Origin of the sequence: Citrobacter sp. S55_ASV_140 (assembly GCF_018919505.1) — a bacterium.
Classification (GTDB): Bacteria; Pseudomonadota; Gammaproteobacteria; order Enterobacterales; family Enterobacteriaceae; genus Citrobacter; species Citrobacter werkmanii.
In genome coordinates, this window is sequence record NZ_JAHLQZ010000042.1 from 1 (window position 1) to 23408 (window position 23408).

At 51.7% G+C, this 23408-nt stretch carries 19 protein-coding genes and 2 tRNA genes; 12 read left to right on the plus strand and 9 right to left on the minus strand.

From position 1 onward, the window contains the following. The 8 genes from KQJ18_RS09200 to KQJ18_RS09235 form a co-directional block, all read left to right on the plus strand. Nucleotides 1-1110 (plus strand): bifunctional diguanylate cyclase/phosphodiesterase (locus KQJ18_RS09200; protein ID WP_216421860.1); only part of this gene is annotated, 1110 nt, incomplete at its 5' end. 236 nt (nt 1111-1346) lie between these two features. Beyond that, entirely contained in the window at nt 1347-2456 is a 1110-nt protein-coding gene (locus KQJ18_RS09205) for an AI-2E family transporter (protein ID WP_069324210.1), read from the plus strand. Nucleotides 2457-2574: 118 nt separating this feature from the next. Beyond that, a complete protein-coding gene (locus KQJ18_RS09210; protein WP_121529000.1) occupies nt 2575-4359 on the plus strand; it encodes a diguanylate cyclase in 1785 nt (594 codons plus the stop codon). Between the two features lie 217 nt (nt 4360-4576). After that, nucleotides 4577-5581 carry a tryptophan--tRNA ligase gene (gene trpS, locus KQJ18_RS09215; RefSeq protein ID WP_137347227.1) on the plus strand — a complete coding sequence of 335 codons (1005 nt, stop codon included), beginning with the start codon at nt 4577-4579 and terminating at the stop codon, nt 5579-5581. A 401-nt stretch (nt 5582-5982) separates the two neighbouring features. Further along, a tRNA-Val gene (locus KQJ18_RS09220) sits at nt 5983-6059 on the plus strand. A gap of 4 nt (nt 6060-6063) precedes the next feature. Further along, nucleotides 6064-6140 (plus strand) — tRNA-Val (locus KQJ18_RS09225). 215 nt (nt 6141-6355) lie between these two features. Beyond that, a complete protein-coding gene (locus KQJ18_RS09230) occupies nt 6356-7963 on the plus strand; it encodes an FAD-NAD(P)-binding protein (protein WP_216421861.1) in 1608 nt (535 codons plus the stop codon). Nucleotides 7964-7967: 4 nt separating this feature from the next. Then, nucleotides 7968-8690: a substrate-binding domain-containing protein gene (locus KQJ18_RS09235; RefSeq protein WP_204578035.1), complete on the plus strand. Its 723-nt coding sequence runs from the start codon at nt 7968-7970 to the stop codon at nt 8688-8690. Here KQJ18_RS09235 and KQJ18_RS09240 read toward each other — a convergent pair. From KQJ18_RS09240 to puuE, 4 genes are all read right to left on the minus strand, one after another. Then, on the minus strand, nt 8677-9429 hold the full coding sequence (locus tag KQJ18_RS09240) for an ABC transporter ATP-binding protein (RefSeq protein ID WP_079224361.1): 753 nt from the start codon (nt 9427-9429) through the stop codon (nt 8677-8679). The genes KQJ18_RS09235 and KQJ18_RS09240 overlap by 14 nt on opposite strands. Then, the gene (locus KQJ18_RS09245; RefSeq protein ID WP_121528996.1) at nt 9426-10430 is read right to left on the minus strand and encodes an iron ABC transporter permease; all 1005 of its coding nucleotides are present in this window, start codon (nt 10428-10430) and stop codon (nt 9426-9428) included. The genes KQJ18_RS09240 and KQJ18_RS09245 overlap by 4 nt, the downstream gene beginning before the upstream one ends. Then, entirely contained in the window at nt 10417-11472 is a 1056-nt protein-coding gene (locus tag KQJ18_RS09250) for an ABC transporter substrate-binding protein (protein WP_199979840.1), read from the minus strand. The genes KQJ18_RS09245 and KQJ18_RS09250 overlap by 14 nt, the downstream gene beginning before the upstream one ends. 176 nt (nt 11473-11648) lie before the next feature. Next, a complete protein-coding gene (gene puuE, locus KQJ18_RS09255; RefSeq protein ID WP_038640330.1) occupies nt 11649-12911 on the minus strand; it encodes a 4-aminobutyrate transaminase in 1263 nt (420 codons plus the stop codon). A gap of 106 nt (nt 12912-13017) precedes the next feature. On the opposite strand from puuE, the gene KQJ18_RS09260 reads away from it, so the two are divergent. Then, nucleotides 13018-14493: a PLP-dependent aminotransferase family protein gene (locus tag KQJ18_RS09260; RefSeq protein ID WP_216421863.1), complete on the plus strand. Its 1476-nt coding sequence runs from the start codon at nt 13018-13020 to the stop codon at nt 14491-14493. Between the two features lie 43 nt (nt 14494-14536). Here the strand turns inward: KQJ18_RS09260 and KQJ18_RS09265 are convergent, their stop codons facing one another. From KQJ18_RS09265 to KQJ18_RS09280, 4 genes are all read right to left on the minus strand, one after another. Beyond that, nucleotides 14537-15745, minus strand: coding sequence for a cytochrome c (locus KQJ18_RS09265; RefSeq protein WP_160955968.1), 1209 nt, complete (start codon nt 15743-15745; stop codon nt 14537-14539). A 3-nt stretch (nt 15746-15748) separates the two neighbouring features. Further along, nucleotides 15749-17641, minus strand: a complete 1893-nt coding sequence (locus KQJ18_RS09270; RefSeq protein ID WP_038640327.1) for an FAD/NAD(P)-binding protein — start codon at nt 17639-17641, stop codon at nt 15749-15751. Nucleotides 17642-17723: 82 nt separating this feature from the next. After that, the gene (locus KQJ18_RS09275) at nt 17724-18197 is read right to left on the minus strand and encodes an ester cyclase (RefSeq protein ID WP_038640326.1); all 474 of its coding nucleotides are present in this window, start codon (nt 18195-18197) and stop codon (nt 17724-17726) included. Nucleotides 18198-18208: 11 nt separating this feature from the next. Beyond that, nucleotides 18209-19636 carry a gamma-aminobutyraldehyde dehydrogenase gene (locus KQJ18_RS09280; RefSeq protein ID WP_216421865.1) on the minus strand — a complete coding sequence of 476 codons (1428 nt, stop codon included), beginning with the start codon at nt 19634-19636 and terminating at the stop codon, nt 18209-18211. Nucleotides 19637-19949: 313 nt separating this feature from the next. Here KQJ18_RS09280 and KQJ18_RS09285 point away from each other — a divergent pair, with 313 nt between their 5' ends. Both KQJ18_RS09285 and KQJ18_RS09290 read left to right on the plus strand, forming a co-directional pair. After that, on the plus strand, nt 19950-20675 hold the full coding sequence (locus KQJ18_RS09285) for a GntR family transcriptional regulator (protein ID WP_038640319.1): 726 nt from the start codon (nt 19950-19952) through the stop codon (nt 20673-20675). A 24-nt stretch (nt 20676-20699) separates the two neighbouring features. Beyond that, nucleotides 20700-21398, plus strand: a complete 699-nt coding sequence (locus tag KQJ18_RS09290; protein WP_038640317.1) for a cache domain-containing protein — start codon at nt 20700-20702, stop codon at nt 21396-21398. Between the two features lie 19 nt (nt 21399-21417). On the opposite strand, the gene KQJ18_RS09295 is transcribed toward KQJ18_RS09290, so the two are convergent. Beyond that, the gene (locus KQJ18_RS09295; RefSeq protein ID WP_216421866.1) at nt 21418-22899 is read right to left on the minus strand and encodes an APC family permease; all 1482 of its coding nucleotides are present in this window, start codon (nt 22897-22899) and stop codon (nt 21418-21420) included. A 332-nt stretch (nt 22900-23231) separates the two neighbouring features. Between KQJ18_RS09295 and KQJ18_RS09300 the strand changes: the two genes are divergently transcribed. Beyond that, nucleotides 23232-23372 (plus strand): hypothetical protein, encoded by a 141-nt coding sequence (locus tag KQJ18_RS09300; RefSeq protein ID WP_003832695.1) that lies wholly within the window; start codon nt 23232-23234, stop codon nt 23370-23372. The last annotated feature ends 36 nt before the right edge of the window (nt 23373-23408 follow it).

Consider the following 23408-nt stretch of genomic DNA (forward strand, 5'->3'; position numbering starts at 1 on the left):
TATGGTCATGATGCCGGTGATATTTTATTACGCCAGATATCGGACCGTCTGATTTCAATGAGCCACACTTCAGATACGCTGTATCGCTTAGGTGGAGATGAGTTTGCGTTTCTCTCAAGTGGTCTGACAGAGGGCCAGGCCGTTTCGCGCGCCCAAAAGATATGCGATTTTATCAGCCAACCCTACATGATTTATAACACAATTATAAACATAACTACCTGTGTTGGGATTGTTATATCAGAAACAGAACGCCGCTCCGATTATCTTTATAAATTTGCAGATCTGGCCCTGTATGAAGCCAAAAATGAAGGTTCAGGTAAGATAAAAGTCTTCCGGCAATGGATGTTAGAAAAGCTGCAAGAAAGTAGAACGCTTGAGCATGATATGGCGATGGCCATAGTGAATAAAGAATTCGTGGTTTATTATCAGCCTATTGTGGATTCTTTCAGCCGGGAAATTTACAGCTATGAAGCCCTTATTCGTTGGGTACACCCTCTAAAAGGCCTCCTGTCGCCGGATAGCTTTATTCCTGTTGCTGAAAAAACAGGCATGATTAACGAGATGGGGAAATTTGTGCTGGAAATTGCCTGTACGGAAGCGGCTTCCTGGACGATTCCGGCCAAAATTTCAGTCAATGTCTCGCCGGTACAGCTAAGCAGCAAAGCCTTTGCCGGAATAGTGCTGACTATTCTGAAAGAAACAGGACTCCCCGCTCAACGCCTTGAACTGGAGGTCACTGAATCCTCTATCTTTACTGAGAGTAATACGCCGATGAATACGCTGAATAAACTCAGGGCGCTGGGCGTGAAAATCTCCATCGATGATTTTGGTACCGGGTATTCTTCTCTTTCCCGGTTGAGCCGGCTGGCCTTCGATAAAATAAAAATAGATAAGTCCTTTGTACATTCACTATCTACCCAGGACGATGCCCTTAATATTATCAAACTCATTACAGGCATGGCGAAATCCCTTAATATGAAGGCTGTTGCAGAAGGCGTTGAAACACAGGAACAACTGGAAAAACTTCAGGCACTGGGCTGTGATTTCGCGCAAGGATATCTGTTTGGTAAACCTCAACCGGGAATTGATGGGAAAATCAGACACGGCTAAATCTGAACGGATATCCCTGGCCGCTAAAGTGGGGCAACAACACTGTTGCCCCACTATGTAGGTTTTACGGAAATGACCTGTTTCATTACCTGTTTAAAAAAAATGATGGGACGATATCCTCTCTGAGCTTACGTGAGTCGGTATCCGCAAGTATTGAGCAGAGATCTTCAGCAAAAGTTGGTAAATCCTCAGAACGGTTCTATAGTCGGGACTGCTTCTCATTACAGGATTCACCGATGCGATTTAACGGACTGACCAAAGGTTTCTTCATTTTCATACTTGCCCTCGTTACCTGGGCGTTCTTCGACGTGCTGTCCCCCTACTTTTCCGCCATTTTGTGGGCCGCGATATTAACGACTATTTTTAACCCGGTAAAAAATAGGTTGCGCAGCGCACTTGGCGAACGCAACGGGCTGGCATCGTTAATAACCATCGCCATTATCTGTTTAATTGTCTTTATCCCACTCATGGTGATCCTGTCATCGCTGGCCATTGAACTCAATGTGGTTTACAACAAACTGCAACAAAACGACACGCAGTTTCCCGAAGTCGTCACCTCTATTCTTTCGTATCTTCCTGGCTGGGCGCGAGGATTCCTCGCAGAACACAATCTGGATAATGTTGCAGAAATCCAGAAAAAGCTGTCCGACATTGTGTTGCAAGGCGGCCAGTACCTTGCGGGCAGCGCGTTCCTGATCGGTAAAGGGACATTCGGCTTTGCCATCAGCTTTGGCATCATGCTGTATCTGCTGTTTTTCTTGTTAAAAGATGGACCTTATCTGGTACGCCAGATTCTGGACTCATTACCACTTTCTGATTTTGCCAAACAGCATTTGTTCGCCAAATTTGTCGGTGTAACGCGCGCAACCGTCAAGGGCACAGCAGTTGTGGCTTTAGTTCAGGGGATTCTTGGCGGCATCGCGTTTGCGATTGTGGATATCGACGGCAGCGTTCTGTGGGGCGCATTAATGGCGTTTCTCTCTCTGGTGCCTGCCGTCGGCTCGGCAATCGTCTGGGTACCCGCAGCCATATTCCTCTTCGCTACGCACCAACTTTGGCAAGGGCTGTTTATCGTCGGGTTCTTCGTGATTATCGTCGGTCTGGTGGACAACATCCTGCGCCCGCTTTTGGTAGGAAAAGACACCAAAATGCCGGACTACCTGATTCTGATAACCACCCTCGGCGGGATGGAGATTTACGGCATTAACGGGTTTGTGATTGGCCCGCTGATCGCCGCGCTGTTCATTACCTGCTGGAACCTGTTTTCCGGGCGCGATCATGCCGGTAACGTGGAAGGTATCGACGAAGCCTTTATGGAAGAAGGAAAAAATCCTCCAGATTTATGATGTCAGGACGATAACAGAAGGCGGCCCAGAGCCGCCTTTTTTATTTTCACGCAAAATCATACGTTTCCTATAATTTCAATCATGCTAATTGATTAATCGTCGCAGAAGGAACTAATCAGTGCGAATAGCCACAATCACCAACTGGGCCTACAGCGCGACGGTATGCCTGACCATCGCCTCCGGCGTTGTCATGCTGATGGCGTCCAACGCCGATAACACCGAACGCCAGGTGGTGGAACAACGTTATAAATTTGACCAACTGACCGAAGAAGTGGAACTCGACGCCTGGTCGCTGTCTGATATGGCGCGTCTCTACGTGGTCAGTAAAGACCCTGATGCTTTGAACAACTATCGTCAGAAAGAGGCGTCACTGAAAGCCGTTGAGCATCGCCTGGCAGCGTTGAAAGATGCCGGAGCGACAGGTGAAGAACTGGCGCTATTGCATGAAGGATTGCAGATTGTTGATGCTCTGCAGGACGAACAAACTGCAGCGCTGGCCAGCGTCGCGCGGGGAGAACACACACAAGCGATTGCCCTGCTCTTCAGCAAAACCTATGAACAGGAACTGGAGCGGGCACAGGACCGGATAGACCATTTCCGCCAGTTGCTCGACAACCGTGTACTCAATGCCATTGAAGATGCCACTCAGGCGTCACGTACACTGCGCACAGCCTCTGAAGTGATGGTCGGTCTTACGGCGCTGCTATTTTTGTTCGTTCTTGGGTTTATATTGAAGCGCCGTGTGTTGCGCCCGGTGGTGCGTTTGAGCGATGTAGTTAACCGTCTGGCATCGCAAGATTATGCTGTCGAGACACCCAGCTTTAACCAGATCGATGAAATTGGCGATATGGCCCAGGCGATCCGGATTTTTCGCGAGAACGGGCTGGCCCGTCAGCGGCTGGAGAAAGAGAGAGACGCCGACTGGGGGATCCGCGAACTACTGGCGCGCATGACGCAGCGTCTGCAGGGGTGCGAAAGTTTTGCCGATGTTATTAATGTGGCGGAACTGTTCGCGCCGAATATTGCTCCAGGTATCGCCGGCCGACTGTACATACTGGATCGGGAGCCCTGGCAGATGCGCTGCGTTGCGCAGTGGCTCTCACCAGAGGGTAAAGCCGATGCGTTTCACCCGGACGAATGCTGGGCGGTACGCCGCGGCCAGAGCCATCCACCGGTACAAGACGAACCGGATATCGCCTGCTACCATCTGCCAGAATCGTGCCAGCGGCATACCTTATGCGTGCCGCTGATTGCCCAGGGTGAAGCCATCGGCCTGCTCTCATTCCAGAATCTCAGCGAGGATTCCACCTCATCTCGCGCCTACCTGGAACTGATGGCAGAAGCACTCGGTCTGGCATTAGCCAACCAACGCCTGCGCGATGCGTTGCTGGAGAAAGCGCTGTACGACCCCCTAACCGGCCTGCGCAATCGTCATCATCTTGAAGATACTCTCCGTACCCAGATGAGCCAGGCGGTTCGTACCCAAGAACCGATCAGTTGCCTGATGATCGATATCGACCATTTCAAAAACATCAATGACCGCTTTGGTCATGAGGCCGGCGATAGTGTGATAAAAAGTATCGCCGCCGTTATTCAGCGTGTTGTCCACGACAGCGGCATGGCTTTCCGTTACGGTGGCGAAGAGTTTCTGGTACTGCTGGCAGGTGCGGATGAACAGGCGGCCAATAGTTTTGCGACGGATATTTACAACGGCGTACGCGAATTGTCACTGCGCTTTGGCGTATCCGATATTGGCCACGTGGATGTCTCTATCGGTGTTGCCAGCTACCCGCAGCATGCCCAAAGCGATAATCTGCTGCGTGCCGCAGACGTCGCGCTGTATCGCGCAAAAGAACTGGGGCGCTCGCGCATTGTGAGCTTTGGCATGCTGGAAGCGAGCTGAACTATGTCAGTTGTCGGCGCATTGCTTTACCTCTACGTCAGGTAGTGGTAAGTTGACGGGATGAACACCAGACACGATATCAACGCTTTTACTCATAATCTGTGGTGGCTGCCTTCTTAAAGGCGGTCAGAATGTGTTTCCCCATTTTAAATAACCGCCGAAAGGCGGTTATTTGCATTTGAAGACCCCTTTCGGTTTTACGCTTAAGGAGTCTTATATGAACAACAAAACCATCATCCTCACTGGCGATCGTCCTACTGGCCCGTTGCACCTCGGCCACTATGTTGGCTCGTTGCGCCAACGCGCCACGCTGCAGTACGATTATCAGCAGTTTATATTGGTCGCAGACCTGCAAGGACTGACCGATAACGGCAGTACGCCACAAAAGATCCAAAACAACATTCCCGAAGTGCTGGCTGACTATCTCGCCGCGGGCATAGACCCCTCACTCACCACCATTTGTTTGCAATCGGCCTTGCCCGCCCTTGCCGAACTGACCGCGCTTTATATGAACATCGTTACCGTGGCGCGCGTGGAACGTAATCCTACGGTCAAAAACGAAATTGCGCAGAAAGGGTTCGCCCGCTCGTTACCGGTTGGCTTTCTGGTTTATCCCATCAGTCAGGCGGCAGATATTTCAGCCTTCAAAGCTGAAGTGGTTCCGGTCGGCGACGATCAACTGCCGATGATCGAACAGACCAATGAAATCGTGCACAAAATGAATAGCTTGTTACCTGCCCCAGTCTTGTCGCATTGCAAAGCGTTGCTGAGTGAAACCAGTCGTCTGCCCGGTATCGACGGTAACGCCAAGATGTCGAAATCACTAGGTAATACAATTCTGTTGTCCGCCAGCGAGGAAACCATTCATCGCGCCGTCAGCGCAATGTACACCGACCCTAATCATCTGAAAGTGTCCGATCCGGGGCAGATTGACGGCAATATCGTATTCACCTACCTCGACGCGTTTCACCCAGATAAAATCAAAGTTGCGGAGATGAAAGCGCATTATCAGCGCGGCGGATTAGGTGACAGGGCATGCAAAAATGAGCTGGAGATGTGCTTGCAAGAACTCATCGCGCCGATGCGTGAGCGTCGGGCAACTTACATTCAGGATAAAGGCATGCTGATGGCGATGCTGAAAAAAGGCAGTGAACAGGCGCACGAAGTCACACAGCAGACATTAAGAGAAGTGAAACAAGGGCTGGGTTTACCGGTGTTCTGAACACGAATAGAAAAATACAGGATAACTGATAACTCCCGCTAAACTTGAAAAATGTGGTTACGCTTAAGTTTTTCAATAGCATAACCGCTATTAAGAGAGTGAGATGTAACTATCTTATTATTACGCCTCATTATAAAAAGTTCGAATTCTCTTCTTTATGCCTGCCAGGGTCCGTGCCCATGCAGGCTTTTTTTTCACTATCAACTTTTCGGATATCAGTTAACCACTAATGTCCAGTCCATTTCCCCCTGAATAAAAAACACGCTGCAAAATCAACAAAATATAATCAACTTGCTTAATTACTCTGCAAACGCGTGAGATCCGGAAGAAAAATGCGATTTCCCTCTTGCCTCATTCGGTCTGTGCCGCTAATATTCGTCCCCGTTGTCACCTACAACGTTGCGTTCATAGCTCAGTTGGTTAGAGCACCACCTTGACATGGTGGGGGTCGTTGGTTCGAGTCCAATTGAACGCACCATATTGCGTCCGTAGCTCAGTTGGTTAGAGCACCACCTTGACATGGTGGGGGTCGGTGGTTCGAGTCCACTCGGACGCACCATATCACTTTTGATGTGGTGCCTTTCTCTTTATATTATTCTCGATAAAATCCCCGAATTGTTGTTGCCGTCCTGAGCGATTTCGCTATTCTTGCTGTCTATCCCGTTTGTCTCCTGCGCCGTTATCGACCACACTTATCCTGCTTCGCTTGTTTTCGGCACAATGCCGACACAGAACATCGATCACAGGGCATAAAAATAATATCAGGTGGATAAGATGAACAAGATCGCTATCGTCGGTACGGGACCGACAGGAATCTATACGTTACTCGCGCTTCTCAAGCATCAAACCCCGCTTTCAATTAGCCTCTACGAACAATCGAATGAAGCTGGGGTAGGCATGCCCTATAGCGATGAGGAAAACTCGCGATTGATGCTGGCAAATATCGCCAGTATTGAAATACCCCCCATTACCTCTTCTTATCTCGACTGGTTACGCCAACAAAGCGTTGAACATTTAGCCCGTTATGGCGTGAAACACGCCTCGCTGCATGACCGACAATTTCTGCCGCGAATTCTGCTCGGTGAATATTTTCGTGACCAGTTTTTACGCCTTGTAGACCTTGCTGACAAACAGGGGTTTAACATCACCGTACACGAATCCTGTCAGGTCAAGGATGTCAAAGCCACAACGGATGGCGTTGTTATTTGCAGCGATCATAACGACCCGGAGCACTTTGATCTTGCTGTCATCGCCACGGGTCACGTCTGGCCTGACGCACAAAGCGCATCACGCACCTTCTTCCCGAGTCCGTGGACCGGGCTTATGGAGGCAAAAATCCCGGCGTGTAATGTAGGAATTTTGGGTACGTCGCTGAGCGCTATTGATGCGGCTATGGCCGTCGTCGCACAACACGGTAGGTTTGTATTAGATGATGCGCAGGGTGTTCATTTCGAAAGAAATGAAGGCAGTCAGGATCTCAACATTCTCCTCATGTCCCGTTCTGGCATTCTACCGGAAGCCGATTTTTACTGCCCTCTCCCCTATGAACCACTCTCCATTGTGACTACTGAGGCACTGGAACAATGTATTGCAGTTGGTTCTGCTGGGCTGCTGGACAGGATCTTTATGCTCATAGTCAAAGAAATTGAGCTGGCAGACCCTGTCTGGAGCAAAGAAGTCGCCCTCTCTTCCCTGAACGCCGACAGCTTTACAGATGTCTGGTTCGCTGCCCGTAAAAAGTACGATCCGTTTCACTGGGCCGCAGCCAATCTTGAAGAAGTCGAACGCAATAAACGTGAAAAACACACGGTTGCCTGGCGTTACGCTATTCTGCGACTGCATGAGGCCGTACAGGAAATTGTCCCGTGGCTGGATGAGAAAGACAGAGAGCGGTTTAACAATGGACTTGCTCGCGTCTTTATCGATAACTATGCAGCCATTCCTTCACAGTCGATCCGTAGATTACTGGCGCTGCGTGAGGCCGGGATCCTGAATATTCGCGCGCTCGGTCAGGATTATCAGTTAGAGCAAAAAGAGAAAATGACGGTGATACGCGCTCAGGGCGAAACCTATAAGTTTGACGTTTTTATCGATGCCAGAGGCCAGAAAGCGTTAAAAATTAAAGATCTGCCATTTCCATCGCTGCGGGATCAACTGCAATCCACGAGTGAGGAAATACCGGATGTCGGCGATGACTATACGTTACAGGCGCCTGATATCGTCCGGGGCCGTATTGCGCTCGCCGCACTTCCCTGGCTGATGCACGATCAACCGTTTGTGCAAGGGCTTACTGCTTGCGCAGAAATTGGCCAGTGCGTCGCGCGTGCCATTTCCCGGCCAGCCACGCGTCTTCGTCGACGCTTACCCTATTACGAGGCGTGACGCGATGTCTTCTTCCATCACTCTGCTTGCAGCCGGCAGTTTACGTCCGGCACTGACTCCGCTGATAACCCATTTCACGCACATAAGTGGAATAGATGTGAAAGTGGAATATGGTCCAGCCGGTTTATTGCGCGAGCGGATTGAAGCAGGCGAACCCTGTGCGCTGTTTGCTTCGGCCAGTCGGGAGCATCCGCAACGCCTTCTGGCTCAGCATAAAGCTCTCTCAACGCACACCTTTTGCTGGAACCAACTGGGTCTGGTTACCAACCGGACCGGTGAATGGCTGGATTTGCTGCGAAACCCTACCCTGCGAATTGGTACCTCTACGCCCGGCTGTGACCCTTCCGGGGATTATACCTGGGCATTTTTTGACAAGATGGATGCGCTGGAGACGGGCCTTGGGCAGCAGCTTCGCGAAAGGGCCATTCCCCTGGTTGGCGGTCGAGACACCGTGAGGATCCCGCAGGGAGAACTGGCCAGCGCCTGGGTCCTGCGTCAGGGACTGGCCGATCTGTTTATCGGCTACGCGCATTATGCAAAAACGCTCCGCACACTACGGGACGTGCGTTATATAGCGATTCCGGCTGAATATAACATTCAGTGTGAATACCAACTGGCGCTGCTGGAGGCATCCAAAGATGCGCTGGCGTTGGTTGAGTTTATGCTCGGCAACGGCGGTCAGGAATTTCTGATCGCCGCCGGTTTTATACCACTTACCGACGAATAGAAAACAGCGGCGCAATAAACGGCGTCTGGTAATGGTCAACGTTCACTTTTCGCAACGGTAATCCATAGGCCTGGGACAGATTATCTTCCGTCACGATGCTGTCCGTCGGCCCTGCCCGCCATTTTCCTTCAGGAAGCAGCAGCAGCGTATGCGTGGCTATCTGTAGCGCATGCAGCGGATCGTGGGTTGAAAACAGCACGCTGCAGCCTTGTTGGCGAGCCAGATCGCTGATGAGCTGCAGCACCACCTGCTGATTAGCGAGATCCAGCGCGGAACATGGTTCATCAAGCAATAACGTCTGGCATTCCGTGACCAATGCCCTGGCTATCATCACTAACTGTTGTTGCCCGCCAGAGAGTGAACCAAACGAGCAGGCGCCAAGATGTGCGATATTAAGTTGCTCCAGCGCCTGCGCTGCCCTTTTTTGATCCTGCTGGCTGGGCTGCGCAAATAACTTCACGTGTTGTGCCCGCCCCATCAGTACCACATCGCTGACCGTATAGGGAAACGGCAGATGACAATGTTGCGCCACAATCCCAATTCCACCGGCATTCTCAATACTGCCGCCCAAAGCAGGCAGCGTGCCGGTTAGCGTATCGAGCAGCGTACTTTTACCCAGACCGTTACGTCCCAGCACCGCCCAGACCTCACCTTTCCGGCAACTGAACGTAAGCGGCTCAAATAGCGGTGCGCGATACCCGTAAGTCAGCCGATTCACGCGCAGTGCGACAGATTTCATTGTTTCCTCCGACGGCTGTTGCGGATGAGTAAAAAAGCAAACAGCGGCGCGCCAAATAATGCAGTGATGATCCCCAGCGGGATCTCCGCAGGCATCAGGGTGCGCGCAATATCATCCACCACAATCATAAAACCGCCACCCAGCCAGAAGGCACAAGGGAGCAACCGACGATGATCGACACCCACCAGCAAACGTGCCAGATGCGGAATAACCAGACCGACCCAGGCAATACTGCCGCTTACCGCCACCTGAGCGGCGACTAAAAAAGCGCAGCACACCAGCACGCTGCGTCGCAGAGGAACCACCGCTACGCCCAGCGCTCTGGCATCTTTGTCATTGAGCGATAGCAGATTTATCCGCCAGCGTAACTGATACAAAACCGTCGCGGCGATACCCACCGGAATCGCCAACAGCAGAACTTTATGCCAGTTGGCCGTCGCAAAACTCCCCAGCAGCCAGAACACAATGTTCGGTAACGTCTCTTCGGTATCCGCCTGATACTGAATCAGACTCACCAGTGCGGCAAAGAAACCGCTCAGAATGATACCCGACAGGATCAGCACCAGCGTATTCTCCAGCCCCTGCAATGTAGCGATGGCATACACCAGAATCAGCGCCGTCAGACCGAAGAAAAACGTTGAGCCCATCATCAGCCACGGCGACAGGCCGAGCAGAATAGCCAGTGTACCGCCAAAGGCAGCCCCCGACGTCACGCCGATAATATGCGGGTCGACCAGTGGATTATGAAATACCCCTTGCAGCGTCGCGCCGCATAAACCCAACGCGCCCCCTGCCAGCAACGCGATCAGAATACGTGGTAACCTGACCGTCCAGACAATCTGGCTGGCAATCCCTTCGGCGTCGCTATAGTGCGTCAGATGGTAAAATACCTCGCTTAACGACAGCGGATATTGTCCGAGGCACAGCGAGCTGACGCCCAGTAATAAGACCGCCGCCATTAGCAGCGGCTGCTGGGGTAAAATGCGGTTACTTAGCTGCATCAGACTGCCAGTTCACACGATAAAAACGCTGATAGTAGTCTTGCGCCTGCGCATCGACATCCACGTCTTTATAGGCGTCCGGATACAATTTTTTGCCCATCCACAGTTCACCTATCGCCAAGGCTTCCGGCATCGGATACCCCCAGGCTTTGGCGTATTCCGGCATCAGCCAGATGCGATGATTTTTCACCGCATCAATCCCCTGCCAGTTGGGATCGTTTTGGATCTCAGTCACCACCTGCGGGTAACGGTCCTGAACAAAAATCACTTGCGGATTCCACGCTAATACCTGCTCAAGCGCGACCTGACGGGCGCCTTTCACACTGGCCGCCGCCACGTTTAATCCCCCCGCATGCTGCATCATCAGTCCCGTATACTTCCCGGAGCCGTAAGTCATCAGGTCGGGGTTAGCCATATAAATACGCACCTTTTTCGCATCAGGAATGTTGGCAACTGGCGCGTTGAACTTTGCCCGCGCCGCAAAAACGTAATCGATCAACGTTTCTGCCTGCGCTTTGCGCCCCACAACATCCGCAATCAGGCGAATCCCCTGCTTTAACCCTTCGTTGTAGACCTGCTCTTCATCGGCCATAGTCGGATTCATTTTATTCTGCTGACCATCAGCATCCTGACGCAATGAGATAGCGACCACCGGAATACCGGCGTTCTGAATCTGCTGAATCATCTCCGCAGGCGCATAGTTGGCAACAAAGACGACCTGTGGGTGAATCGCCAGCAGGCTCTCGATATTCACGCTGGTGAGATCGCCCGGCGTCGGCAATGTCGTTATCTTCGGCATAAAACGCGCGAATTCAGGTCCGAGCTGTTTTTTCCAGCTCGACATTACACCAACAATGTCTTGCTGGGCGTTGAGTTGCACCAGAATATTCAGCGTCTGGTGTTGCAGCACAACCACTTTGTCGACATGGTCTGGAATCGTGATCTGACGACCAAGCTGATCGGTAATCGTACGCTCGGCCTGCGCGGAGAACGCCACCAGGAAGCTGGCGCAAACCAGCACAAAAGAACGGAGAGTTAACATGGGGTACCATCTGGATGAGGAATAAAAACGATATATATTAAATTATATAACGATATGACTGGCAACCCATTAGCGATAATTACCGCGCTACACACGAGGAAGATCAATTTTTGTGGGCAAAAATAAAGCCGACGGCAATGACCACCGTCGGCTTTTGTTGATACTGAGTGGCTAAACTATTTCGTCGCAGCTTTAATGATATCGAGCGCTTTGGCAAACTGATCCTGCGGAATTGTCAGCGGGTAAAGGAAACGAATAACGTTGCCGTACTGGCCACAGGTTAACAACAGCAATCCCTGCTCAAGGGCTTTCTTCTGCACGCGTTGCGCGACGGCAGCGCTGGGCTCCCCCGTCGCTGCATCGCAAAATTCAGCAGCAACCATTGAGCCTAAGCCGCGCACTTCGGCCAGCTCAGGGCACCATCCTTGCGCGTCAGTCAAGGTGGCGCGCAGTTGTTCGCCGAGAGCCGCTGCTCGTTGGCACAACTGCTCATCACGAATAATATCCAGTACCGCATGCGCCGCCGCAATCGACAACGGGTTGCCGGCATAGGTACCACCCAGACCACCCGGCGCAGGCGCATCCATAATTTCTGCCTTGCCTACCACGCCAGACAGCGGCATCCCACCCGCAAGGCTTTTTGCCATCGTCATCAGGTCCGCTTTGTCGGCGTAGTGATCCATCGCAAACAGTTTCCCCGTACGCGCAAAACCGCTTTGCACCTCATCGGCAATCATCACGATGCCATGCTCATCACAGATACGGCGGATCCCGGCAACAAACTCCGACGGCGCCACCACGAAACCACCTTCGCCCTGCACCGGTTCGAAGATAATCGCCGCAACCTGAGTTGGATCGATGTCGGCTTTAAACAGGCGTTCAATCGCTTTTAGCGAATCCGCCGTGGAGACACCCTGCAACTCAGAAGGATATGGCGCATGGTAAACGGAACCCGGGAACGGGCCGAACCCTTTTTTATAGGGCGCTACTTTGCCGGTCAACGCCATCGTCATGTAGGTACGTCCATGAAAACCGCCGCCAAAAGCGATAACACCGGGACGACCGGTATGCGCGCGGGCGATTTTCACCGCATTTTCCACGGCTTCTGCGCCGGTAGTAAAGAATGTGGTTTTGCGTTTACCGTCAATCGGCGCAACGGCGTTGATTTTCTCAGCCAGAGACACATAGCTTTCGTACGGCACAATCTGATAAGCCGTGTGGGTAAAAGCCTGCAGTTGGGCTTCGACTGCCTGCACCAGACGAGGATGACGGTGCCCGGTGTTCAGCACGGCAATCCCGGCGGCAAAATCAATATACTGATTGCCCTCAATATCGGTAATCGTGCTGTTTTCTGCCGACTGGGCGTAAAAATCACACATGACACCCACGCCACGCGGGGTGGCATCCAGACGACGTTGTTGCAGGTTTTTATTGTTCATTCGCTACACCTTGTCCATAACTACATTTCAGTTTAATTACCCTTTAAATTTAGACGCCATCTGGTACTTTAATCGAGAGCCAAATCGTTTTATTTTAAGGATCCAAATGCGTTCACTTGCCGGAGATGTGATCAAGCAAGCATTTAGCCAGCAGACAGATGAAAAATTACATCGTCGCCTGTATGCCGCCATCTGTAGTTGCATCCTTGAGGGCAGCCTGAAACCGGCTACCCGCATGCCTCCCTCGCGGGATCTGGCGGGCGAACTGACGTTATCGCGAAATACCGTCTTGCGGGTTTACGAGCAGTTGCAGGCCGAAGGCTATATCTCTGCGCGCACCAGCAGCGGCACATTCGTTAGCGACAGCGTGCTCGACAATCTCGACCTCCGCCCCAACAAAGAGCCAGTGGCTGTTGCGCTTGAGGATCACACCCGCTTATCTGCCCGATGCCTTGAACTGCTGGGGCATGCCAGCGCCAGTCCCCGGCAATGGGGAGCCTTTATTCCTGGCGTGCCTGATGTTCAGCATTTTCCTCACCGGGTGCTCAAAAAAATCCAGGATCGGCTGGCAAGGCTACTGCGCCCGGCGTTTCTCACTTACGATGCCGCAGGCGGGGTGAGTGAATTGAAAGAAGCGCTGGCAGACTATCTGCGCACCGCCCGGGGTGTACGTTGTTCGCCTGATCAAATTCTGATTACTGAAGGTATTCACCAGGCGTTGGATCTGGTAACGCGTGCGTTGTGCAATCCGGGTGACAGTGCCTGGATTGAAGAGCCAGGCTATTGGGGGATAAAAAACATTCTACGCATCAACGCGGTAAACTTTTCGGCAATCCCGGTTGATGAGCAAGGTATGATTCCGCCAGGCCCAACAGAACCCGCACCGAAACTGATTTTTGTGACACCGTCACATCAGTATCCGCTCGGTTCGGTAATGAGTCTGAGCCGTCGGCAACAGCTTCTCTTGCGCGCCCGCGAAACGCGAAGCTGGATAATAGAAGATGATTACGATAGCGAGTTTCGCTTTTCCGGGCAGCCTATTCCGTCATTACAGGGACTGGAGGAAGAGACGCCGGTTATCTACATCGGAACATTCAGCAAGACCCTTTATCCCGCACTGCGACTCGGGTATGTGGTACTGCCCAAACCGCTAGCCGCGCCGCTAAAAAAGGTTCATAACGACCTCTATCGCGGCGGACATTTATTGATTCAGGCCGCGCTGGCGGAGTTTATCCGCGAGGGATACTACGCGGCGCATATTCGAAAAATGCGCCAGTTGTACAGTCGTCGTCGCCAGATGCTGGTGGAACTGATTACCCGCCAACTTGGTGAGCAATATCTTGGCTCCTTCAGCAGCAACGCCGGGCTGCATATGATTTTACAGCTACCCGCCGGAAGTGATGACGTCGCCATAGCCCGGCAAGCGAATGCGCAAGATCTGCTGGTGCGTCCGCTGTCTCGTTACTACGTGAATGAAGAGAAATGCAGCGGCCTGCTGTTGGGGTTTGCCAGTATTGAAGAACATGAAATGGCGGCGGCGTTTACCCGACTCGCGACGATTATCAGGGAAAACGCCGTATAAGCACTGCCGGATAGCGGTGCTCGCACCTTATCCGGCATGCTGTTTAATGTGACGCTTTTTTAACGCCAGCCAGATCCTCCTGGCTTACTTCACCATTCCCTTCCCCCCAACTTTTACGCACGTAGTTAATTACGTCACGCATTTCGCTGTCGGTTAACATGCCGCCGTAGGCTGGCATCTTAAAGGAGACGCTGCCCCGCGTTGTCGGGGTTTCTGCGCCATAGGCAATCACTCTGTACAGTGGCGTCGGGTCATCCACCATCACCAGCGGATTGCGGATCAACGAAGGTGCATTATCATCCGTACCTTTGCCTTCCAGACCGTGACACGTTGAGCAGTAGCGGTTATAGGTCACTTTGCCCGCCTCGGCTGAATTCGACCAGGATGTCGTAGTCGCTGCGGTACGCCCCGCTTCAGGCTTCGTACTTTTCAGGCTCAGCAGATATTGTGCGATCGCCGTGGCATCTTCGTCCGTCAGATACTGTGTACTTTGCGTAACGACTTCAGCCATCGAACCAGAAACCGCGGCATGTTTACTTTTACCGGTCAGCAACAGCGATTTTAACTCCGACTCCGACATTCCGGTGCCCCGCAGCGACGGCGCATACCAGCCGTCGATCATCGCGCCGCTCAGATACTCGGGATCGGCATTGCTGTACGCTTTTTCGTTCATCGCCACACCTCTCGGTGTATGGCATGAACCGCAGTGGCCCGGGCCTTCCACCAGATAAGCGCCTCGTTTTAGCAGGACCGCGTTTTCATCCGTTTTCGCGCCCGTAACAGCCGTCTCTGGCGCGTCGGTAAACAACCAGTTCCAGATATGCAGCGGCCAGCGGGCGGAGAGTAGCCACGGAATGGCATTCTCTTTATTGGGTTGTGCCGACGGCGTGACATCATGCATAAAATAGCGGTACAGCGCCTGAACATCCTCGTCAGAAAGCTTCGCGTAAGAGGGATAAGGCATGGCCGGATAGAGCGGATGACCATCTTTGGCAATCCCCTGACGGACCGCCTTTTCAAAATCCTCGTATGCGTAGCTACCAATCCCCTGCGTCTTATCTGGCGTAATATTGGTCGAATAAATATCTCCAAGCGGAGTGGGAAACTTTTTACCCCCTGCCATCGCCGCGCCACCTTCCGTCGTGTGACAGGCTACGCAGTCAGAAATCCTCGCGATGTATTCGCCATGCGTTTCAGCCGCAGAAACCGTGGCGGTAAATAAACAGGCGGCAAGAACGGTTACATTACGCATAGATCACCCCATCTCCTTGAGTTCATTAACCGCTCGCCATGCCTGATCGATCGCCGTATGAGCATATGCCCCCCAGTCAGAATCGGAATTAGCAATGGCAATACGACCAACTGGCTTGCGCGCCCGCTCGATAATCTCGGGCATTTTGTCCATGTCGTCGAACAACGAGTTAGGGTAATAGGCATAGCCATGCGCCCAGCGGTTAACCGTAATGGCGGCAATATCGCGTTGATTATCAAAGCCTGTTGCGCCAAACATCTCCTGCAACTGGGCGCGAATCATCTCTTCATGCGCCGCAAATGTTGTTCCCAGCAAATAGGCCCGCCCCAGACGGAACTGCTCTCTGGCCGAGAGGTTACTGCCAGGATACGTGGGGACGTAGACCATATGAATCACCATCGGATCGTCTGGTGAGGCTGGGTGTTGATACCCGCCAATGCTGACCGGATAGTCGAGCTTAACCCGGCTGTAAGGTGCTGCCGGAGAGTAAAATTCATGCACGCCAAGCTGTTTAAATGCCTGCCAGTTTTTAACCACCACGTTGGTGTATACCAGCGGCGCTTTCACGTTCAGTTTGAGATCAGCCTGCTGCTGTTCCGGCATCTCTGGCACCAGATACGGAATCAGCATGTTATAACCCGCCATAATGGTGTTCTTACCACGAACGCGATGCATTTTTCCGTCGCGCAGATAGCTGACAACAACGCCATCCGGTACGTTGGCGGCGTTAATCACCGTGCTGTTCAGGCGCAGACGCGTGGTGTTTTCCGGCAGGTCCAGTTTTTCATAATGCAGTCTGGCGAGGACCGAGTCCTCCATGGTGGTACCCGGTAGCGCATCCGGCAGCATATACCTGACCAACAGTCGGGCAAGACCGGCATTTCCATCCGGAAAATGGTAAACATACGGCTCTTCGAGGTCGGCCAGCGACTCTCCATCCAGCGGGGGTAATCCCAGCGCTTCCATACCCGGTAAGGCGCACGCCCGGGCATCGCTACAGGAAATCCCTTCAATGCCAATGGCAAAGAAGTCGTTAGAACGCTGCTGAAAATAGAGCAGCGCCATTTTGCTCAAACCGACTTTTGTCGCCAGAAACTCACTGTAGCTGTGAGTATCCAGCCATTCAGTTTTCTCATCAATCGTCATACCCGGAAGGTAGTCCGCAGGACGTACATGCAGATCGATTAACGCTTTTCTGTCGTTCTCGCTTAGCGGAAAATCATTGATAAAGTCTTCGATCTTGCGTCCATTCAGTCTGTCCGGCGGAATATCATCAGATACCGCCCGTCCCGGATCGCCGCTGACGATTTTTGTTTCGCCAAAATTCTTTTTATCGAAGAAAACGCCGCGACTGAGCTGCCAGTCGGGATAGAAGTTTACGTCAAAACTCTCTTTCAACCGCGTGACGCTGACGCCCACGGTTTCCATCAGCTTTTGCACTTCGGGGCTGAAATTATGCGCCGGTGACTGGAATGCTTCGCTGCCACCATAGCCGAGTAGTTTCTTGCCCGAGCTGGTAAACTCATTCCGTTTGGCATGTCCTCCAAAATCGTCATGATTATCGAGGATCAAAATCCGGCTATTTTGTCCGGCAAGTTGACGCCAGAAACAACCGGCAGCCAGGCCGCTAATACCGCCGCCCACAATCACCAGATCGTACTCTTCCTCAATAGGCAAGGCGTTTAAATCAAAATGTTTATGCTCACGGCCCACGGCATGCGCCATTTCAAACGATCCAGGATGATTGCCCCGCAGCCCCGTCAGCGCAGGCGGATAATAACTTCCATCTATAAATGCGTTTTCCTTCCCTGCCGCCCTGACCCATTCCAGCGGGGTAAGCCCCGCCGCAACGGTCACCGCGACGCCGTTGAGAAAATCACGTCTGGTAATTGCCATTAACTTTTTCCTTATTGCTACACTGCCCTTAACACGACACAAATAAGAGGCATCCCCTTCTCAGCAAAAAGGGGATCGCCATCTATTTCACTGGCTTTAATTCTTCATCCAGTTTCTTAGAATCATAATAATCACCCTGCCAGGTGATTTTTCCTGCTTTAACATGAATATAGCTAACACCTTCAAATCTTATCAGATTATTTGTCGGTGGGCTCCCTGCCCATTCACCACTATTTTTTCCTGAGAACTGCCAACGAAAAGCCACGGTATCCTCGTCATAAACGGGTTTACCGATCATTTTCCAGGTCAGATCCGGGACCGCCTTAATAAAGGCCCCAATAACTTCTTTTTCTGCTTTTTCCCGGCCGGTAATCGGTTCTCCCGCGGCGGCATCATAATAGACTGCATCATCTGCAAGATATTGAGCCGCTCGCGAAGCATCATGCGCATTCCACGCCGCCATATACTCGTTCACGGTATTCAGCGAGGTACTTTCTGCCAGGCTATAGCCCGAGAGCATCACCAATGAAAGCACCGCCACTTTTAATGTTTTCATCACTACCCTCTCTATTCAGAAATGTCGCACATGATATGTTTCACCCGTGTGTATTCCTCGAGTGAATAAGATGAGAGATCTTTGCCATAACCTGATTTTTTGAAACCGCCATGCGGCATTTCGGCGCACAGGGGAATATGGCTGTTAATCCATACCGTGCCAAAATCAAGATCAATGCAAAAGCGCTGCGCGCGGCTGTGATTGCTGGTCCAGACGCTCGCCGCCAGACCATATTCCACATCATTGGCCTTAAGTAATGCATCTTCATCGTCAGAAAACGGCTGAATAGTCATTACTGGACCAAATACTTCATGCTGGATAGCTTCATCGTGCTGTTGCAGACCAGAGACGATCGTCGGCTCAAAATAGAAGCCAGGGCCAGATCCGGCGCGCCCGCCGGTCTCAATTTTTGCATGCGCCGGTAAACGCTCAATAAAGCCTTTCACTTGCTCGAGTTGATTCCGGCTATTCAATGCGCCATACAGCGCATCCTGGTCTTCTGGCGGCCCAAATTTAATACTCTTTGTTTTTTGTACCAGTTTTTCCAGGAATTCAGCGTAGATGGACTGTTCGACCAGAATACGCGTGGCCGCCGTGCAGTCCTGCCCGGCATTGAAAAAGCCAGCCGTGACAATCGCCGCAATCGCCTTGTCCATATCCGCATCAGCAAATACCACCGCGGGCGCCTTCCCGCCCAATTCCAGATGCGCCCGGGTCAGGTTCGCCGCTGCCGAGGCCGCAACCTGCAGACCTGCGCGGACCGAACCGGTAATCGAAACCAGTGAGGCTTTCGGGTTTGAGACCACCAGAGAACCGGTACTGGCTTTGCCTAAAACCACGTTAAACGCCCCTCTCGGGAACAAGGGCGCCGCCAGTTCCGCCAACAGCAGCGTACTGACCGGCGTGGTGTCGCTTGGCTTTAACACTACCGTGTTACCCGCCGCCAGTGCCGGCGCAATCTTCCATACCGCCATCATAAACGGGTAATTCCACGGCGTAACTTGCCCGACAATACCCAGCGGTTCCCGGCGAATAGTCGAGGTAAATCCAGCGGAATATTCGCCTGCTGCCTTGCCTTCAAGACAACGCGCAGCCCCGGCAAAAAAACGGATGGCATCGCAGGATGCCGCGATCTCTTCCTTCTCAATAAAATGGCGAAGCTGGTCCGTCTCCTGGCTCTGGGCATTGACCAGTCGCTCCACGTTGCGTTCTATTTCGTCCGCCAGGCGCAATAACGCTATTTGTCGCTGGGCCGGTGTCGATTTTCTCCAGATGCTAAACGCCGCTTCAGCAGCAGAGTAAGCCTGCGCCACCTCTGCCGCGCTGGCATTAGGAGATAATGCGTACGTTTCACCGTCGACCGGACTCACCAGTTCGAAGGTCTCTTCGCTGCCGCCTGCTACATATTGCCCATTAATAAAATGCTTCAGGGTTTTCATGTCTGTCTCCACCCGTTAATACATAAAGAATCTTATGTAATATATATATTGTAAAAACTTTTCAAATACGCAACATTGACACTATGATAAGCCTCTCATCTTTAACTTGTTCTTTACATTATTCAGAGGAAGGCTTGTCATTGTTAGCTGACGCGGCGCGCGCAGCTCCAATGGTTATTGGGACACACATCCGTCTGTGCGGCAGCTTTTGCGCATGGGCATGTAAAATAACGCGGCCATTCTTACCTTCCTTGCCCAGCAGGCATGTGTTAGAAAGGGTCGTTGTTTCAGGGAATTGAGTGCAGAAAAGATTATGATTACTCACGCGGTCATATTTGCGCCTATCGGGCAGGTCAGTCGTTCAGACCAGATAGTGCAACGCCTTTCAAATGCCATTATCACGGGATTGTTGGAGCCGAAAGAACAGCTTCCCAACGAAACTGATTTGGCAAAGATGATGGGTGTCTCACATATCACTATCAGAGAAGCGCTAAACACGCTTCGGGCTAATAATCTTATCCATACTGTTCGTGGCCGTAATGGTGGCAGCTTTGTTTGCGAAAATATCGATGGCAAAAATAGCCCCCTGCATCCGTTCAAAGCGATCAGTACCGATTATCTTTCGGATCTGGGGGAAATGCATTGCGCCATCATTAGCCATAGCGCAAGACTTGCTTCCAGACGAATGACCGGCGCGGATATCGCCAAATTTCGCGAGTTTGTTGAGGTGCTCAGACAGGCAAAATCACCTGAGCTGATGACCCAGGCCGATATGCGATGCCTGCTGGCGATAGCCGCCAGTTCACATTCGGCACGGCTGGCGAACCAGGAGCTTCAGGTGCAAGCTGAATGGGCATCGCTGGTGGCGATCCTCTATCGCACGGACAGCATTCATGCCGAAATTATCGCGCTTTATTCAGCGCTGGCCGATGCGCTGGCCGCCCACAACGAGGCGGAATCAGTACAGCTTGCCACGCGGATCATCGACACCTTTACCTATTACCTTATCGAAAAAAAACTGAAATATAACTCGAACTGACAATCCGTGAAGGCAGGACAGACAATGAGCTCTTCGACATCTTTAAGCGCATTAATCCGTAAAATTGATGATATTACTGTCTCTACGGTAGATTCTACCGTGGCGCTGGCGAGGAGCATCCATGAGGCGATTGCCGGGATACAGAAAGCTTCGGCCGAGGTTGTCCTCGATCCCTCTGTACGATCCACCGTTCAACAGCATATTAAGCGTACGCTCAATGACAACCATTACTGCTCTGGAGCCGGATTTGCCAGCCATATAGAGAGCACCGCCACCACCAAAGAGTATTGGCTTTTGGAGTGGTGGTATAAGAAAGATAATGGTTTGAGCCAGGCGCACCTCGATTTGGATCAGGCCACGCAGCAACGACTGGATTTCAGAACCTTCGAGTGGTTTAAACATTCGCCACCGGCAGGCAAAGCTTATATCCACGGCCCGTACGTCGATTATATCTGTAATATCTCTTATACCCTGACTTCGGCAGTGCCGGTCTACTACAACGATCAGTTCCTTGGCGTCGCCGCCGTCGATCTGCTGGTCAGCCAAATCGAAGCCGAACTGCTCTCCTGCGCTCATCCTGACTATGTCATACTGACCAATCTGGAAAACAGGATTATCTTCTCCAGCTGGCCACGCTTTCGCGTGGGTGAGTTACTGTCGCCCGCCAACAGCACCGTGGTATATCAGAGCGACTACTTTATCCTTTATCACTATCAAAACTAAGGGCCCGAAGGCCCTTGTTTTAGTTGTCCTGCCCCATATTGAGCTTAGTGGCGTAAGCAATGGCGTCGTTTTCCGGCGCCGCAGAGCGCCCAAACGGTCGGGTCAGGAACATATAGATAAGCCCCGATCCAACGACAATCGCCAGGCCGAACAGCACTGTCCAACGATCAATGAAATCGCTGCTGTCTGCTGGTTGGGCCAGCAACCAGATCCCGCATAATCCATAGGCTAAGGCCAGTACGTTTACAATCACGCCCCAACCGCCAATGGTCCACTCCCCCGCCGGTTTCCAGCCCTTCAGACGCTGACGTAACGCAGCAAGTACGACCATCTGGAACGAGATATAAATACCGATTACGGCAAACGCGGTAATACGCGACAGGTTGTCTGGCTGGAAATAGACCCAAACGCAGATGATCACCGGCAGCAAGCAACTGACGACCATCGCATTATCCGGAACGCCGTTTTTCGAGATTTTGGCCATCCATTCACTTCCCGGCAGCATTCTGTCGCGAGAGAACGAAAAAATAAGACGGCTTAACGCAGCCTGTAGAGACAAAATGCACGACAACATCGCCACAATCGCGACGATGATAAAGATAGTTGCGCCGGTTTCTCCCAGGGCTTCATTGAGAATGGCGGGGATTGGATCGGACGTTTTACCATTCACGATACTGACCAGATTCGGTGAAGCCAGCAGATACCCCATCACGGAAATGATGGCGGAAATCGCGCCAAATACGATGCTTAAAATCATCGCAACCGGGATCTTTTTGCTCGGGTTCTGCACCTCTTCCGCTACGTTACCGCAGGCTTCAAAGCCAAAGAACATAAACAGCCCCATCAGCGCGGCGGACATAAACGCGGTGGAGTAGCTTCCGTCCTGAGCAAGCACGCCCATCGAGTCGAAGATGACGGAGAAAGGCTGAGAACGGTGAAAGATCAGCAGGTAAATTCCCAGCGCAATCACGCTGACAATTTCACACCAGAAGCCAATTTTGGCGACTCTGGCCAGGTTTTTGGTCCCGGACATGTTAACAGCCATCATCAACAGCAGTAGCAGGACAGACGTCAGCAACATGGTGGCAGGCGTTTGACCATAGTGAAACAGCGACTCAACAAACGTCGAGGTATATTCCGCAATTGACGTAATGGTGACCACCAGCGCCCACAGGTAAATCCAGGCGGCAATCCAGGCATATTTCTTGCCCCATAATCTTCTCGCCCAGGGATACAGTCCACCGGTTATCGGATACTGGGAAGCGACCTCGCCAAATACCAACGCCACTAAAAGCTGGCCACATGCGACGATTAAAATCCACCATACTGCGGGCGGCCCCGCCAGCGTTACGGCCAGCGCAAACAGCGAATAGACGGCAGTGAGCGGCGAAAGGTAGGTAAACCCCAACGCGAAATTAGAAATTAAACCGATTGAGCGATTGAACTGTTCTTTGCCATCTTTATGAAAATTATCGTTTTTCTTATCAGGTGTCTGTTCCATATATCTTTCTCTTTTGTGGAATAGTCGCAGGGTTGAACAATTAATGTATAAAAGATATTAAGTTATATGTATAGTGATTTTGTCGCAGAGTTGTTAAAAATGATCGCATGTCACGTTAATGAAAAAGTGAGAGCAAAACGGTAGAAAGCGCTGGCATTTAGCAGTATTTATGACCAATGGATCTTCGCAGCCGCCAACCGTGGGCTACGCTGGCGGAAAAACATGCGCATCTGATTTAAGTTCGGGGCTAAGTAGCAATAATCGCTGCTGTTAAGCAACATTTTTGCAATATAATAGTGTGATGTTAAAGGCTGAACCTGAGCAGGTGAATGATGGAAATTGATCTCGATAATCTGGTCTTTGATGGACTGGAAGAAGCGCAAGAGCGTAATGCTGAACGTCTGGAAGATGCAGATAAGAAAGCGCAGGAAATTATTGCTGATAATGACTGCGGCGACGCCTGCAAAATCTGATTTCCGAACCGGCGCAATGCCGGTTTTTTATCGCCT

What these genes read in the sequence shown, in the direction of transcription:
- KQJ18_RS09205 (WP_069324210.1), top strand. Translation starts at nt 1,347, where the DNA reads ATGCGATTTAACGGACTGACCAAAGGTTTCTTCATTTTCATACTTGCC.
- trpS (WP_137347227.1), top strand. Translation starts at nt 4,577, where the DNA reads ATGAACAACAAAACCATCATCCTCACTGGCGATCGTCCTACTGGCCCG.
- KQJ18_RS09230 (WP_216421861.1), top strand. Translation starts at nt 6,356, where the DNA reads ATGAACAAGATCGCTATCGTCGGTACGGGACCGACAGGAATCTATACG.
- KQJ18_RS09235 (WP_204578035.1), top strand. Translation starts at nt 7,968, where the DNA reads ATGTCTTCTTCCATCACTCTGCTTGCAGCCGGCAGTTTACGTCCGGCA.
- KQJ18_RS09240 (WP_079224361.1), bottom strand. Translation starts at nt 9,429, where the DNA reads ATGAAATCTGTCGCACTGCGCGTGAATCGGCTGACTTACGGGTATCGC.
- KQJ18_RS09245 (WP_121528996.1), bottom strand. Translation starts at nt 10,430, where the DNA reads ATGCAGCTAAGTAACCGCATTTTACCCCAGCAGCCGCTGCTAATGGCG.
- KQJ18_RS09250 (WP_199979840.1), bottom strand. Translation starts at nt 11,472, where the DNA reads ATGTTAACTCTCCGTTCTTTTGTGCTGGTTTGCGCCAGCTTCCTGGTG.
- puuE (WP_038640330.1), bottom strand. Translation starts at nt 12,911, where the DNA reads ATGAACAATAAAAACCTGCAACAACGTCGTCTGGATGCCACCCCGCGT.
- KQJ18_RS09260 (WP_216421863.1), top strand. Translation starts at nt 13,018, where the DNA reads ATGCGTTCACTTGCCGGAGATGTGATCAAGCAAGCATTTAGCCAGCAG.
- KQJ18_RS09265 (WP_160955968.1), bottom strand. Translation starts at nt 15,745, where the DNA reads ATGCGTAATGTAACCGTTCTTGCCGCCTGTTTATTTACCGCCACGGTT.
- KQJ18_RS09270 (WP_038640327.1), bottom strand. Translation starts at nt 17,641, where the DNA reads ATGGCAATTACCAGACGTGATTTTCTCAACGGCGTCGCGGTGACCGTT.
- KQJ18_RS09275 (WP_038640326.1), bottom strand. Translation starts at nt 18,197, where the DNA reads ATGAAAACATTAAAAGTGGCGGTGCTTTCATTGGTGATGCTCTCGGGC.
- KQJ18_RS09280 (WP_216421865.1), bottom strand. Translation starts at nt 19,636, where the DNA reads ATGAAAACCCTGAAGCATTTTATTAATGGGCAATATGTAGCAGGCGGC.
- KQJ18_RS09285 (WP_038640319.1), top strand. Translation starts at nt 19,950, where the DNA reads ATGATTACTCACGCGGTCATATTTGCGCCTATCGGGCAGGTCAGTCGT.
- KQJ18_RS09290 (WP_038640317.1), top strand. Translation starts at nt 20,700, where the DNA reads ATGAGCTCTTCGACATCTTTAAGCGCATTAATCCGTAAAATTGATGAT.
- KQJ18_RS09295 (WP_216421866.1), bottom strand. Translation starts at nt 22,899, where the DNA reads ATGGAACAGACACCTGATAAGAAAAACGATAATTTTCATAAAGATGGC.
- KQJ18_RS09300 (WP_003832695.1), top strand. Translation starts at nt 23,232, where the DNA reads ATGGAAATTGATCTCGATAATCTGGTCTTTGATGGACTGGAAGAAGCG.